The sequence below is a fragment of the Halomonas marinisediminis genome (genome assembly GCF_004347715.1).
In the GTDB taxonomy this organism is placed as follows: domain Bacteria; phylum Pseudomonadota; class Gammaproteobacteria; order Pseudomonadales; family Halomonadaceae; genus Halomonas; species Halomonas icarae.
This window is the reverse complement of the sequence record NZ_SLTR01000017.1, coordinates 45,855-59,569: the sequence shown is the minus strand read 5'-3', so window position 1 is coordinate 59,569 and position 13,715 is coordinate 45,855. Positions and strand designations below refer to the sequence as shown.

Genomic DNA, 13,715 nt, shown 5'->3' with positions numbered 1-13,715 from the left:
TTATCTCCGCAGTTCGCCGAGGAAGCGTGCCTCGCGCTCCAGGCTGATATCGGGGGACCGCTCGGCGGTCAGTCGCAGGGTAATGGCATGGCTGGGCCGTTCGATCACCTCTCCCGGCACGGTGATGGTGACCACCCGCTGGCGTGAGTCGCTGGCCGGGACTCGGATGCTCTCGGTATCCAGCGTCAGCCCGGGCAGGCCCGAGGCCTCCAGGCGATAGTCATGGGCCTCGCCGTCCATATTGCGCACCGTGAGGGTATAGCTGTTGCTGATATTGCCCTCGCTCGTGGTCTGGAACAGCCGGTTGCGGTCACGCTCCACATCGAAGGAGAGCGGCGTGCGATCACTGACGGTCCAGGCGAACAGCCCGATCATCACCAGCAGGGCGGCGAGATAACCCATCAGGCGTGGCCGCAGGATATGGGTGGGCTTGCCCTCAAGCGCATTCTCGGTGGTGTAACGGATCAGGCCCCGGGGGTAGCCCATCTTGTCCATCACGCTGTCGCAGGCATCGATGCAGGCCGCACAGGTGATGCACTCGTACTGCAGGCCATCGCGGATGTCGATGCCGGTGGGACAGACCTGCACGCACAGGTCGCAGTCGATGCAGTCGCCATGACCGGCTTCGCGGGCCTGTTCATGGGAGAGACTCTTCTTGCGATGACCGCGGGGTTCGCCCCGGGCGGTGTCGTAGGAGACGATCAGGGTATCGCGGTCGAACATCACCGACTGGAAACGGGCGTAGGGGCACATGTAGATGCACACCTGCTCACGCAGCCAGCCGGCGTTGAGGTAGGTGAAGACCAGGAAGAAGCCGACCCAGAAGTAGGACCAGCCATGGGCCTCCAGGGTCGGCAGTTCGACCACCAGGTCACCGATGGGGGTGAAGTAGCCCACGAAGGTGACGCCGGTGGCCAGGGCAATGATCAGCCAGATGGCGTGCTTGGCCCCCTTGCGCCACAGCTTGTCGGCGTTCATGGGCTGCTTGTCGAGCTTGATGCGACGGTTGCGCGAGCCCTCCAGGCGGTGCTCAACCCAGATGTACAGGAAGGTCCAGACGCTCTGTGGGCAGGTGTAGCCACACCAGACGCGGCCGGCAAACACGGTGATGAAGAACAGTCCGAAGGCGCAGATGATCAGCAGCCAGGAGAGCAGCATGAACTCCTGAGGGTAGAAGGTGGCCGAGAAGATATGGAACTCGCGGCCTGGGAGGTTAAACCAGATGGCGGGGCGGTCGCCCCAGGGCACCCAGGGCAGCAGGAAGAAGGCCAGCATCAGCAACCAGTTGGAGGCGCGGCGCAGGCGCTGGAAGAAGCCCTTTATCTCACGCACATAGATATGGCGCCGACTGGCATACATCTCCTGGGTGACCGCTTCCTGGGGCGTATGGTGCTGCACGGATGGCGGTGTGACATCGCGAGTAGGAATCTTGTCGCTCATGGCTGGCTCACGGCAGGAGGGAGGGGCCCGGGTCGCTTCGGGGCGAGATGGGGCTATTGTATCGATGCGCCGCACAAACGAGAAAGGGTGCGACCTGAGGTCGCACCCTTTCAGCCTTGCCGGGACCGGCGGTCTCAGTCCTGGTTACGCAGGCTGTAGACGTAGGCGGCCACCAGGTGGACGCGCTCCTCGCCGATATAGGCGGCCTGGGCCGGCATATGGCCGTTGCGGCCGTTACGCAGGGTCTGGCGCACGGCATCGGCCACACTCTGGCCGGGCTGCTGATAGAGCCAGATGTTGTTGGTCAGGTTGGGTGCGCCGAGCGCCTGATTGCCGGTGCCGTCGGGCATATGGCAGGCGGCACATACCGAGGCAAAGGTCGCCGCACCGCTCTCGGCGCGCTCGGCATCATGCTCGTTGCCGGAGAGCGCGAGGACGTGCTGGGTAACGTTCTCGATGTTCTCCTCGCCCAGCTGCTGCCAGGAGGGCATCAGGCCGTTGCGACCATTGTTGAGAGTCGCCAGGATGTTCTCCGGCTCGCCGCCATACAGCCAGTCGTCATCGGTCAGGTTGGGGAAGCCGTAGCCACCCTGAGCGCCCGAGCCGTGACACACCGCACAGTTGTTGAGGAAGATGCGCTCGGCGACCTGCATGGCCTCCGCGTCCTGGGCCAGCTCGGGAATCGGCACTTCTTCATACTGGGCGAAGATCGGCGTAAAACGCTCCTCGGCTCGCGCCACTTCCTGCTCCCACTGGCCCTCCTGGCTCCAGCCCAGCAGGCCGGCAAAGTTGCCCAGGCCCGGGTAGAGTACCAGGTAACCCAGCGCGAAGATCACGGTGCCGACGTAGAGCTGGAACCACCAGCGCGGCAGCGGGTTGTCGTACTCCTCGATGCCGTCGGCAGCATGGCCAGTGGTATCGACATTACCTTCGGCATCGGGGGTCTTGTCGGTCTTGCGGTTGGCATAGAGAAGCCAGAAGGCAAGACCGATGGAGCCCAGCGTGATGACGATGATCCAGGCGCTCCAGAACCCGGAAAGGGAGTCACCCCAGAGATTATTCATGTGTTCCTGTCTCCCTTGCTCTTGCAAGAATCGTTCTTGCGGGAATCGACCCCGTTCGGCGAGGTGCTCGTGTCATGGTTCGGTGTCTCGTCATCGTCGCTGAAGGGCAGATTGGCCGCTTCATCGAAGTCCGGCTTGCGACGCTTCGAGTAGGCCCACACCGTGATGCCGATGAAGGTCACGATCAGGATGCCGGTAACGATGCCGCTTACGGTGCCGCTGTCCATGATCAGTTGTCCTTGAGAACGGTGCCTAGCTGCTGCAGGTAGGCGATCAGAGCGGTGATCTCCTGCTCGCCACGCACCTCGCTGGTGGCGTTTTCGATCTGCTCGTCGGTATAGGGCACGCCGAGGGCACGCAGGGCGCGCATCTTCTTGGGCGTGGCCTCGCCGTCGACGGTGTTCTCGAACAGCCACGGGTAGGCGGGCATCACCGACTCGGGCACCACATCACGCGGGTTGTACATGTGCGCGCGGTGCCAGTCGTCGCTGTAGCGGCCGCCTACGCGGGCGAGGTCGGGCCCGGTCCGCTTGGAGCCCCACAGGAAGTTGTGGTCGTAGACCGTTTCACCGGCCACGGTATAGGGGCCGTAGCGCTCGGTTTCCGCGCGGAAGGGGCGCACCATCTGCGAGTGGCAGCCGACGCAACCCTCGCGGCGATAGATGTCGCGCCCTTCGAGCTCCAGGGCCGACAGCGGCTTGAGCCCCTCTACCGGCTGAGTGGTCTGCTTCTGGAAGAACAGTGGCACCACCTCGGCCAGGCCGCCGAAGCTGATTACCACCAGAATCAGCACGGCGAGCAGGCCGACGTTCTTTTCGACGATCTCGTGTCTCATTGGAAGTCTCGTTCCCTGTAGGCTCAGGCGGTCTGCGGAAGCGGCTGATGGGCCTCTTCGCCGCGCTTGATGGTCCGGGTGACGTTATAGGCCATGATCAGCATGCCGGTGACCCAGCACAGGCCGCCGATCAGGCGCACGATGTAACCGGGGCCGCTGGCCTCGACGGCCTCGACAAAGGTGTACATCAGGGTGCCGTCCGGGTTGATCGCACGCCACATCAGACCCTGCAGGATGCCGTTGACCCACATGGAGGCGATGTAGAGCACGGTGCCGATGGTCGCCAGCCAGAAGTGCACGGCGATCAGGTTGACCGAGTACATCTCGGTGCGGCCGAACAGGCGCGGAATCAGGTGATACATGGAGCCGATGGTGATCATTGCCACCCAGCCCAGGGCGCCGGCATGGACGTGACCGATGGTCCAGTCGGTATAGTGGGAGAGGGCGTTGACGGTCTTCACCGCCATCATCGGACCCTCGAAGGTGGACATGCCGTAGAACGAGAGGGCGACCACGAGGAAGCGCAGGGTGGGGTCGGTACGCAGCTTATGCCAGGCGCCGGAGAGCGTCATCATGCCGTTGATCATGCCGCCCCAGGAGGGTGCGAGCAGGATGATCGACAGCACCATGCCCAGCGACTGGGTCCAGTTGGGCAGAGCGGTATAGTGAAGATGGTGCGGGCCGGCCCACATGTAGACCATGATCAGCGCCCAGAAGTGGACGATGGAGAGGCGATAGGAGTAGACCGGACGCTCGGCCTGCTTGGGTACGAAGTAGTACATCATGCCCAGGAAGCCGGCGGTCAGGAAGAAGCCTACCGCGTTGTGGCCGTACCACCACTGCACCATGGCGTCGATGGCGCCGGCGTAGATGGAGGTGGAGTACCAGGCGGTGACAGGAATCGCCGCGTTGTTGACGATATGCAGCACGGCGATGGTGAGGATAAACGCAGCATAGAACCAGTTGGCCACATAGATGTGCGACACCTTGCGGCGCTTGATGGTCATCAGGAAGACGATCGCATAGGCGATCCAGACCACCGCCAGCAGGATGTTGATCGGCCACTCCAGCTCGGCGTACTCCTTGGTGGTGGTGTAGCCCAGCGGCAGGGTCACCACGGCGAGCAGGATCACCGCCTGGTAGCCCCAGAAGGTGAAGGCGGCGAGCCTGTCGGAGAACAGTCTCACCTGACAGGTCCGCTGTACCACGTAGTAGGAGGTGGCGATCAGGGCCGAGCCGCCGAAGGCGAAGATCACGGCGTTGGTATGCAGCGGGCGCAGGCGTCCGAAGCTGGTCCAGGGTAGATCGAGGTTCAGTTGCGGCCAGACCAGCTGGGCGGCGAGGGTGACACCGAGTGTCATGCCCACGATGCCCCAGACCACGGTCATGATCGCGAACTGCCGAACTACCTTGTAGTTGTAGGTCGGGTGTTCAAATGCTGTGCTCATGTCGGGTTCCCATCGAACGCGGTAGGAGATAAAGCTGCGTCAGTGTGTCACGGACGCGGCCTCCCTGAGGATGATGCAGGTCAATTCGCGGGGGATTCTACCCCAGCCGGGCAATATCCTGAACACGCCCAAGGGTGTATTTGGAGAACTTGTAAAGGAGATCTTGTGTCAGAGTTCATCCATCAGCAGGCCGTGGCGATGGCTTCGTCCGAGTGTCGCGAGCGTCTACTGAAAGGTGATTGCGGCCTGTGGCAGCTGCCGGAGGGGCCGCTGGAGGTGCGGGGCGAGGCGCGCATCGGTCGTCTGCTGATGGCCCATGGCGCCTGCGCAGGCCAGGATTCCACGTTTCTACAACGGCTGCGCGAAGGTCTTGCCGTGGCCGGTGTCCAGACCCTGGCCATCGAGTTCGGCTACCTTCAGCGGATGCGTCGCGAAGGGCGTCGTCGCCCGCCACCGGGAATGAACACCCTGGTGGAGGAGATGGCGGCCTGGTGCGACCTTCTGTCACACCCCGAGCTGCCACCGCTGTGGCTGGGTGGCAAGTCCATGGGGGGACGAGTAGCCAGCCTGCTCGCCGCCCGCGATGGCGCCCCGGGGCTGGTACTCTGTGGTTACCCCTTCCACCCGCCCGGCAAACCCGAGCGGCTGCGCCTCGATCACTGGCCGCAACTCGCCTGCCCGACCCTGGTGGTGCAGGGCAGTCGTGACCCCTTCGGCACCCGTGAGGAGGTGGCAGGCTATGCGCTACCCGAGGCGGCACGCCTGCACTGGCTGGAGGATGGCGACCATGACTGGAAGCCACGGCGCGCCAGCGGCACGACCCAGGTGCGGTTGATCGAGACGGCCGCCGCCGCCATCGCCGGCTTTATGGATGGGCATGGTGGAGTCGACGCCGTTCGATAAAAGGCGTTGACATTCGGGCCGGCCTCTGTAGAATGCAGCGCCACGTACCGGGGGTGGTTAGCTCAGTTGGGAGAGCACCAGCCTTACAAGCTGGGGGTCACTGGTTCGAACCCAGTACCACCCACCACTGCCTCGGCAGTCCCGATTACGTAGGCAACACGCAGCGGACCGGTAGTTCAGTTGGTTAGAATGCCGGCCTGTCACGCCGGAGGTCGCGGGTTCGAGTCCCGTCCGGTCCGCCAACGTGTTTCCAGTCAGTCAGTCCTGTTGCGGACCGGTAGTTCAGTTGGTTAGAATGCCGGCCTGTCACGCCGGAGGTCGCGGGTTCGAGTCCCGTCCGGTCCGCCATCAAGGCCCGACAGTTTCAAGCAAGTGCAGTATATAGTGCGATTTACGTGGGTGATTAGCTCAGTTGGTTAGAGCACCAGCCTCACATGCTGGGGGTCACTGGTTCGAATCCGGTATCACCCACCACGCGGACCGGTAGTTCAGTTGGTTAGAATGCCGGCCTGTCACGCCGGAGGTCGCGGGTTCGAGTCCCGTCCGGTCCGCCATTATCGCCACGAATTCAGAAGCCCCGAGCCCAGCGCCCGGGGCTTCGTCGTTCCAGCCTACTATAACGTCACTTCAGTAGCTTCACTTCGGCCCGCCATCTGTAGCTCCCCTGTCCGCGTCTTCCTCTCGAGCCTCAACTGTCATACAGTTGTTTGAATTCGACCGCTGCGCTCGAGCCCTGCTTGTCGTGGGTGCTCCCGATGCAGTGTCATGCCAACAACAAGATGTTATGCCAACAACAGAGGAGAGTCGCCGTGGCCGCTTACCCCCACCTCTTTCGGCCCCTGCGGCTGGGTCACCTGACCCTGCCGAATAGGGTGCTGATGGGTTCCATGCACACCAATCTGGAGGAGAGGCCGAACGGCTTCGAGCGCCTGGCGACCTTCTATGCCGAGCGCGCCCGAGAGGGTGTCGGGCTGATCGTGACCGGAGGCATCGCCCCCAACTCGGAGGGCGCCGTCTTTCAGGGGGCGGCGACCCTCGAGCATGAGGCGCAGCTGGAGGATCACCGTCGGGTAATAGAGGCGGTGCATGGTGAGGGGGGGCGGATCTGCATGCAGATCCTGCATGCCGGCCGCTATGCCTATACCCCGGAGCTGGTGGCGCCTTCGGCGATTCAGGCGCCCATCAACCCCTTTGCCCCTCGGGCGCTGGGCAGCGATGAGGTGGAGCGCCAGATCGACGACTATGTCCGCTGTGCCACCCTCGCCAGACAGGCGGGTTACGATGGTGTGGAGGTGATGGGCTCGGAAGGCTACCTGATCAATCAGTTTATCTGCCGGCGAACCAATCATCGCGACGATGAGTGGGGGGGGGGCTTCGAGAACCGGATTCGCTTCCCGCTGGAGATCATGCGGCGCATTCGCGCGGCGGTGGGGGCGGATTTCGCGGTCATCTTCCGGCTCTCCATGATCGACCTGGTCGAGGAGGGCAGCACCCATGACGAGGTGGTGGCCCTGGCCAGGGCGCTCGAGGCCGCCGGCGCCGACGCCCTCAATACCGGCATCGGCTGGCATGAGGCCAGGGTGCCGACCATCGTCACCAGCGTGCCCCGGGCGGCGTTCACCGAGGTGACCCGACGACTGAGGGGCGCGGTCTCCCTGCCCTTGATCACCACCAACCGCATCAATATGCCGGAGGTCGCCGAACGGGTGTTGGCCGAAGACCATGCCGACATGGTCAGCATGGCGCGACCCTTTCTCGCCGATCCGGCCTGGGTCAGCAAGGCCGCGGCGGGGCGCAGCGACGAGATCAACACCTGCATCGCCTGCAATCAGGCCTGCCTGGATCATACCTTCGAGGGCAAGCCGACCTCCTGCCTGGTCAATCCGCGGGCCGGCCATGAAACCGAACTGGTCATCGAGCCGGCGACCACGCCGCGGCGCATCGGCGTGGCCGGCGGCGGGCCGGCGGGCCTGGCAGCGGCGCTGACCGCGGCCCAGCGTGGCCATCGGGTGACGCTCTTCGAGCGAAGCCCCGAGCTGGGCGGTCAGTTCCACTATGCCCGCCAGATTCCCGGCAAGGAGGAGTTCGACGAGACCCTGCGCTACTTTCGGGTGATGCTGGACAAGCACGGCGTGCAGCTGCGGCTCAACTGCGAGGCGGATGTGGCAGCGCTGCGCGACTTCGATGCGGTGGTGATGGCCAGCGGTGTGCGCCCTCGTCGGCTCGAGCTGCCGGGCAGCGAGCACCCCAAGGTGATGGGTTACCCTGAGGCGATCCTGCACCCCGAGCGGGTGGGGGCGCGAGTCGCGATCATCGGTGCGGGGGGGATCGGCTTCGACGTGGCGGAGCTGTTGACTCATGTCGGACAGCCCTCCCTGGATCGTGACGCCTGGTGCAGGGAGTGGGGCGTGGACCTCTCCGTTTCGACGCCGGGTGGGCTCAGGTCGCCAGAGCGCCCCGACGTGCCGCGCCAGGTCTTCCTGCTCCAGCGCAAGCGCTCCAAGCCGGGCAAGGGGCTCGGCAAGACCACCGGCTGGGTGCATCGGGCATCGCTGCGGCAGCGAGGCGTGGAGAGCCTGGCTGGTTGCGAGTATCTGCGCATCGATGATGCCGGACTGCATATCCGGCATGAGGGCCAGTCGCGCCTGCTGGCGGTCGATACGGTGGTGGTCTGCGCCGGCCAGGAGCCGGTGCGTGATCTCTACGCGCCGCTGCGCGATGCCGGAGTGGCGGTGCATCTGGTCGGTGGTGCCTTCGAGCCCGGCGAGCTCGATGCCAAGCGTGCCATCGACCAGGGCACGCGAGTGGCCGCCGAACTCTGAGAGCCGCCTGGTCGACCCTCCGCGGGCCTGTCGCCATCGAGGCGACAGGCCCGCTGCGTTGAATGACTGGACGCCATGCCATCGAACCCTCTGCACTCCCTAGCGTTCATAAGAGTAAGCGGAACGTTGACTCACTATCCGTTGTGTCGAAACCCGCCTGTCTACGCTGTGAGTGACCCAGTTCTCGAGCGCCAAAGAGTCGGCGCCGAGCCATCGGGCTTAAGGAGGCATCGATGAGCATCTTTGACCATGTCCAGAATCGTTTCGCCCGCGTCCAGCAGGAAGAGATGAACCTGCAGGAGTATCTGGAGCTATGCCGCGATGACCCGCTGGCCTATGCCTCGTCCGCCGAGCGCATGCTTCAGGCGATCGGCGAGCCGGAGGTCATCGACACGGCGAAGGATCCGCGGTTGTCTCGCATCTTCTCCAACAAGGTGATTCGCCGCTACCCGGCCTTTGCAGAGTTCTACGGCATGGAGGAGGCCATCGAGCAGATCGTCGCCTACTTTCGTCATGCCGCCCAGGGGTTGGAGGAGCGCAAGCAGATCCTCTACCTGCTGGGTCCGGTAGGTGGGGGCAAGTCATCGCTGGCCGAGCGACTCAAGCTGTTGATGGAGAAGGTGCCCTTCTATGCCATCAAGGACTCGCCGGTCTACGAGTCGCCGCTGGGGCTGTTCTCGCCGGAGGAGGATGGCGAGCTGCTGGAGAAGGAGTATGGTGTTCCCCGTCGCTATCTTAAGAGCGTGATGTCGCCCTGGGCGGCCAAGCGGCTCAGGGAGTACGGCGGTGATATCAGCCAGTTCAGGGTGGTGCGACTCTACCCGTCGCGACTCAATCAGATCGCCATCTCCAAGACCGAGCCCGGTGACGAGAACAACCAGGACATCTCTTCGCTGGTGGGCAAGGTGGACATCCGCCAGCTCGAGCTCTATTCCCAGGATGATCCCGATGCCTACAGCTTCTCCGGGGGGCTCTGTCGAGCCAACCAGGGGCTGATGGAGTTCGTCGAGATGTTCAAGGCGCCGATCAAGGTGCTGCATCCGCTGCTGACCGCCACCCAGGAGAGCAACTACAATCCGACCGAAGGCATGGGGGCGATCCCCTTCGAGGGGGTGGTGCTGGCCCACTCCAACGAGAGCGAGTGGCAGACCTTTCGCAATAACCGCAACAACGAGGCCTTCCTGGATCGCGTCTATATCGTCAAGGTTCCCTACTGTCTGCGGGTCTCCGAGGAGATCAGCATCTACAGGAAGCTGCTGGAGCACTCGTCACTGGCAGAGGCGCCCTGTGCACCGGACACCCTGCGGATGCTGGCGCAGTTCTCGGTGCTGTCGCGGCTCAAGGAGCCGGAAAACTCCAGCATCTACTCCAAGATGCGGGTCTACGATGGCGAGAACCTCAAGGACACCGACCCCAAGGCCAAGTCGATCCAGGAGTATCGCGATGCCGCCGGGGTCGACGAGGGGATGGATGGACTCTCGACCCGTTTCGCCTTCAAGATCCTCTCCAAGGTGTTCAACTTCGATACTCTGGAGGTGGCTGCCAACCCGGTGCATCTGCTCTACGTGCTGGAGCAGCGCCTGGAGCAGGAGCAGCTGCCGAGCGAGACCTTCCAGCGCTATCTGCGCTTTATCAAGGAGTTCCTGGCGCCTCGCTACGTGGACTTCATCGGCAAGGAGATCCAGACCGCCTACCTCGAGTCCTACTCCGAGTATGGTCAGAACATCTTCGACCGCTATGTGACCTACGCCGACTTCTGGATCCAGGATCAGGAGTACCGCGACCCCGAGACCGGTGAGTTCCTCGATCGCCAGGCCCTCAACGAGGAGCTGGAGAAGATCGAGAAGCCGGCGGGGATCTCCAATCCCAAGGACTTCCGTCACGAGGTGGTCAACTTCGTGCTGCGGGCACGTGCCCAGAACAATGGCATGAACCCCAGCTGGCAGTCCTACGAGAAGCTGCGCGGGGTGATCGAGCACAAGATGTTCGCCAATACCGAAGAGCTGCTGCCGGTGATCTCCTTCAACGCCAAGGCCTCAAGCGCCGACCAGAAGAAGCATGAGGACTTCGTGGCGCGCATGGTGGAGCGTGGCTATACCGAAAAGCAGGTGCGCCTGCTGTCAGAGTGGTATCTGCGGGTGCGCAAGTCCCAGTAGCCCGACGCCGCGTCGTGGGGCGAGTCCCCGCGGCGCGCAGGAGAGTTGCCATGAGCTACTTCATCGACCGGCGGGCGAATGCCAAGCACAAGAGTGCGGTCAATCGGCAGCGCTTTCTCGACCGTTATCGCACGCACATCAAGCGCTCGGTGGAGGAGGCGGTCAATCGGCGCTCGATCACCGACATGGAGCGCGGAGAGAAGGTCTCGATTCCCGCGCGTGATATCTCGGAGCCGGTATTCCAGCACGGCTCCGGTGGCAAGCGGCGCATCATCGCCCCCGGCAACAAGGAGTTTGTGGAGGGGGATCGTCTGCAGCGCCCGGGTGGCGGCGGTGGCGGTGATGGGGCCGGTGAGGGTGGTGCCTCGAACCATGGTGAGGGCGTGGACGAGTTCGCCTTTACCCTCTCCCGGGATGAGTTCCTCGACTTCGTCTTCGATGGCCTGGAACTGCCCCACCTGGAGCGCAAGGCGCTGGTGGACCTCGACGAGGTGCGCCCGGTGCGCGCGGGGGTCTCCAGGGAGGGTGTGCCCGCACGGATCAATATCGTGCGCTCCATGCGCGAGGCCCACGCTCGGCGCATCGCCATGCGCGCACCGATTCGTCGTGCCCTGCGTGAGGCCCGTGAGGCGCTGGAGATCGAGGAGCGCAAGGATCCGGTGATGCGCAATCCGGTGCGCATCGCCGAGCTGAAGGAGGAGGTGGAGCGTCTCGAGAAGCGCCTCGAGTCGGTACCCTTCATCGACACCTATGACCTTCGCTACAACCACCTGGTCAACCAGCCCCAGCCCTCCAGCAAGGCCGTCATGTTCTGCGTCATGGATGTCTCCGGCTCCATGACCCAATCCCACAAGGATATTGCCAAGCGCTTCTTCCTGCTGCTCTATCTGTTTCTCGAGCGCAACTACGAGAAGGTCGAGCTGGTCTTCGTGCGCCACCACACCGCCGCTAGGGAGGTCGACGAGGAGGAGTTCTTCTACTCGCGGGAGACCGGCGGCACCATCGTCTCCAGTGCGCTGACGCTGGTGGACGAGATCATTGCCGAGCGTTACCCGCCGGGGCAGTGGAACCTCTACGTGGCCCAGGCCTCGGACGGTGATAACTGGGACGATGACTCGGTGGCCTGCCGTGATCTGCTGGTCAAGAAGTTGATGCCGCGCCTGCAGTACTTCACCTATGTGGAGATCACCCCTCACGCGCACCAGGCGCTGTGGGAGGAGTACGAGAGCGTGGCGGCCGAGTTCCCGGCGCGTTTCGCCATGCGCCAGATCGTCGAGGCCGGAGATATCTATCCGGTGTTTCGCGAGCTTTTCAAGCGCCGCGTCGCCGGCGGCTGAGGAGGCAAGATGACCCGACGCAAGCCCATCGCCACGGGGTCCGACTGGAACTTCGAGGTACTCGCCGAATTCGAGCGAGAGATCGCGCGGCTGGCGGACGAGTATCGTCTCGACACCTATCCCAACCAGATCGAGGTCATCACCTCCGAGCAGATGATGGATGCCTACGCCAGTGTGGGCATGCCGGTGGGCTATCACCACTGGTCCTTCGGCAAGCAGTTCCTGGCCGTGGAGCAGGCCTACCGCCGTGGCCAGATGGGCCTTGCCTATGAGCTGGTGATCAATTCCGACCCCTGTATCGCCTATCTGATGGAAGAGAACACCCTGATGATGCAGGTACTGGTGATGGCCCACGCCTGCTATGGCCACAACTCCTTCTTCAAGGGCAACTACCTGTTTCGTACCTGGACCGACGCCGCCTCGATCATCGACTACCTGGTGTTCGCTCGAAAGTATGTCGCCGAGTGCGAGGAGCGCCACGGCGTGGCGGCGGTGGAGCAGCTGCTGGACGCCTGCCACGCCCTGCAGAACTATGGGGTCGATCGCTACAAGCGGCCGTCGCCGATCTCCGCCGAGGAGGAGGTGCGTCGCCAGAAGGAGCGCGAGGAGCTTCTGCAGGCTCAGGTCAACACCCTGTGGCGCACCATCCCCGGGCGCGCCCAGGAGGATCGCCTGCCGGGGATGATGGATGACGAGGAGGATCCACTCGGTCTGCATGCCGGCGGTCGCTATCCATCCGAGCCTCAGGAGAATCTGCTCTACTTCATCGAGAAGAACGCGCCGCTGCTGGCGCCGTGGCAGCGGGAAGTGGTGCGTATCGTGCGCAAGCTGGCGCAGTACTTCTATCCCCAGCGCCAGACCCAGGTAATGAACGAGGGCTGGGCCACCTTCTGGCACTACACCCTGATGAACCGACTCTTTGACGAAGGCGCGGTGGATGAGGGGTTGATGCTCGAGTTTCTGCAGTCGCATACGGCGGTGGTTCAGCAGCCCTCCTTCGATGCCCCCTGGTACAGCGGCATCAACCCCTATGCCCTGGGCTTTGCCATGTTCAGCGATCTTCGGCGCCTCTGCGAGGATCCCACCGAGGAGGATCGTCGCTGGTTCCCCGATATCGCCGGCAGCGACTGGCGGGAAACCCTGGAGTTCGCCATGCAGAACTTCAAGGACGAGTCCTTTATCCAGCAGTTCCTGTCGCCCAAGGTAATTCGCGATCTCAAGCTGTTCATGGTGGTCGACGACGATCAGGAGGAGATGCTGGAGGTGGCGGCGATCCACGACGAGCGTGGTTATCAGCGCATCCGCGACGCGCTGGCGGCCCACTACGCATTGGCCGTACGCGAGCCCAATATCCAGGTCTACTCCGCGGATATTCGTGGCGACCGTTCGCTGACCCTGCATCATGTCCAGGATGATCGCCGACCGCTGGCGCGCAGCGTCTATCCGGTGATCCGTCATCTGCATCAGCTGTGGGGCTTCCCGGTGCGTCTCGAGTCGGTTCAGGATGAGCGGGTGGTGCGGCGTTACCAGTGGCCACTGGCGGATGAGGAGGGCGGCAACGGGGGCTGATGGCCGGTCATGGTGCTGGCATGTGGCACGCTGATGGGAGACAGGTAGCCCGCGTAGACAGGCTATATACAGCTTATATATAACAGAACCCGCGCCGTGGCGCGGGTCCTCGCTGTGGCGGGTGGCGGCGGATGCCGCTCG

10 protein-coding genes and 5 tRNA genes are annotated in these 13,715 nt (G+C 63.6%); 10 read left to right on the top strand and 5 right to left on the bottom strand.

Annotated features, from left to right (window positions below):
* The 5 genes from ccoG to ccoN all read right to left on the bottom strand — a co-directional run bounded on the left by ccoG (position 1) and on the right by ccoN (position 4,787).
* On the bottom strand, positions 1–1,440 hold the full coding sequence (ccoG, locus tag E0702_RS12500) for a cytochrome c oxidase accessory protein CcoG (protein ID WP_240721735.1): 1,440 nt from the start codon (positions 1,438–1,440) through the stop codon (positions 1–3).
* A gap of 134 nt (positions 1,441–1,574) precedes the next feature.
* Positions 1,575–2,504 carry a cytochrome-c oxidase, cbb3-type subunit III gene (gene ccoP, locus E0702_RS12495; protein WP_132044316.1) on the bottom strand — a complete coding sequence of 310 codons (930 nt, stop codon included), beginning with the start codon at positions 2,502–2,504 and terminating at the stop codon, positions 1,575–1,577.
* The gene (locus E0702_RS12490) at positions 2,501–2,731 is read right to left on the bottom strand and encodes a cbb3-type cytochrome oxidase subunit 3 (RefSeq protein WP_132044314.1); all 231 of its coding nucleotides are present in this window, start codon (positions 2,729–2,731) and stop codon (positions 2,501–2,503) included. The genes ccoP and E0702_RS12490 overlap by 4 nt, the downstream gene beginning before the upstream one ends.
* 2 nt (positions 2,732–2,733) lie before the next feature.
* Positions 2,734–3,339: a cytochrome-c oxidase, cbb3-type subunit II gene (gene ccoO, locus E0702_RS12485; protein WP_132044312.1), complete on the bottom strand. Its 606-nt coding sequence runs from the start codon at positions 3,337–3,339 to the stop codon at positions 2,734–2,736.
* A 23-nt stretch (positions 3,340–3,362) separates the two neighbouring features.
* Complete coding sequence (gene ccoN / locus E0702_RS12480) at positions 3,363–4,787, bottom strand: cytochrome-c oxidase, cbb3-type subunit I (protein ID WP_132044310.1); 1,425 nt, start codon at positions 4,785–4,787, stop codon at positions 3,363–3,365.
* Positions 4,788–4,952: 165 nt separating this feature from the next.
* Between ccoN and E0702_RS12475 the strand changes: the two genes are divergently transcribed.
* The 10 genes from E0702_RS12475 to E0702_RS12430 all read left to right on the top strand — a co-directional run bounded on the left by E0702_RS12475 (position 4,953) and on the right by E0702_RS12430 (position 13,574).
* Positions 4,953–5,690, top strand: coding sequence for an alpha/beta family hydrolase (locus tag E0702_RS12475; protein WP_240721734.1), 738 nt, complete (start codon positions 4,953–4,955; stop codon positions 5,688–5,690).
* 51 nt (positions 5,691–5,741) lie between these two features.
* A tRNA-Val gene (locus E0702_RS12470) sits at positions 5,742–5,817 on the top strand.
* A 38-nt stretch (positions 5,818–5,855) separates the two neighbouring features.
* Positions 5,856–5,932 (top strand) — tRNA-Asp (locus tag E0702_RS12465).
* A 29-nt stretch (positions 5,933–5,961) separates the two neighbouring features.
* Positions 5,962–6,038, top strand: a tRNA-Asp gene (locus E0702_RS12460).
* Between the two features lie 49 nt (positions 6,039–6,087).
* Positions 6,088–6,164: transfer RNA gene (locus tag E0702_RS12455), tRNA-Val, on the top strand.
* 3 nt (positions 6,165–6,167) lie between these two features.
* Positions 6,168–6,244: transfer RNA gene (locus E0702_RS12450), tRNA-Asp, on the top strand.
* Positions 6,245–6,469: 225 nt separating this feature from the next.
* Positions 6,470–8,512: an NADPH-dependent 2,4-dienoyl-CoA reductase gene (locus tag E0702_RS12445; protein WP_132044353.1), complete on the top strand. Its 2,043-nt coding sequence runs from the start codon at positions 6,470–6,472 to the stop codon at positions 8,510–8,512.
* A 233-nt stretch (positions 8,513–8,745) separates the two neighbouring features.
* Positions 8,746–10,668 carry a PrkA family serine protein kinase gene (locus tag E0702_RS12440; protein ID WP_132044308.1) on the top strand — a complete coding sequence of 641 codons (1,923 nt, stop codon included), beginning with the start codon at positions 8,746–8,748 and terminating at the stop codon, positions 10,666–10,668.
* Positions 10,669–10,718: 50 nt separating this feature from the next.
* A complete protein-coding gene (locus E0702_RS12435; RefSeq protein ID WP_132044306.1) occupies positions 10,719–12,005 on the top strand; it encodes a YeaH/YhbH family protein in 1,287 nt (428 codons plus the stop codon).
* 9 nt (positions 12,006–12,014) lie between these two features.
* Complete coding sequence (locus E0702_RS12430) at positions 12,015–13,574, top strand: SpoVR family protein (RefSeq protein WP_132044304.1); 1,560 nt, start codon at positions 12,015–12,017, stop codon at positions 13,572–13,574.
* Positions 13,575–13,715 lie beyond the last annotated feature (141 nt).

Excerpts from the sequence above, each read along its gene's own strand:
- ccoG (WP_240721735.1), bottom strand. The coding sequence starts at position 1,440 with ATGAGCGACAAGATTCCTACTCGCGATGTCACACCGCCATCCGTGCAG.
- ccoP (WP_132044316.1), bottom strand. The coding sequence starts at position 2,504 with ATGAATAATCTCTGGGGTGACTCCCTTTCCGGGTTCTGGAGCGCCTGG.
- E0702_RS12490 (WP_132044314.1), bottom strand. The coding sequence starts at position 2,731 with ATGGACAGCGGCACCGTAAGCGGCATCGTTACCGGCATCCTGATCGTG.
- ccoO (WP_132044312.1), bottom strand. The coding sequence starts at position 3,339 with ATGAGACACGAGATCGTCGAAAAGAACGTCGGCCTGCTCGCCGTGCTG.
- ccoN (WP_132044310.1), bottom strand. The coding sequence starts at position 4,787 with ATGAGCACAGCATTTGAACACCCGACCTACAACTACAAGGTAGTTCGG.
- E0702_RS12445 (WP_132044353.1), top strand. The coding sequence starts at position 6,470 with ATGTTATGCCAACAACAGAGGAGAGTCGCCGTGGCCGCTTACCCCCAC.
- E0702_RS12440 (WP_132044308.1), top strand. The coding sequence starts at position 8,746 with ATGAGCATCTTTGACCATGTCCAGAATCGTTTCGCCCGCGTCCAGCAG.
- E0702_RS12435 (WP_132044306.1), top strand. The coding sequence starts at position 10,719 with ATGAGCTACTTCATCGACCGGCGGGCGAATGCCAAGCACAAGAGTGCG.
- E0702_RS12430 (WP_132044304.1), top strand. The coding sequence starts at position 12,015 with ATGACCCGACGCAAGCCCATCGCCACGGGGTCCGACTGGAACTTCGAG.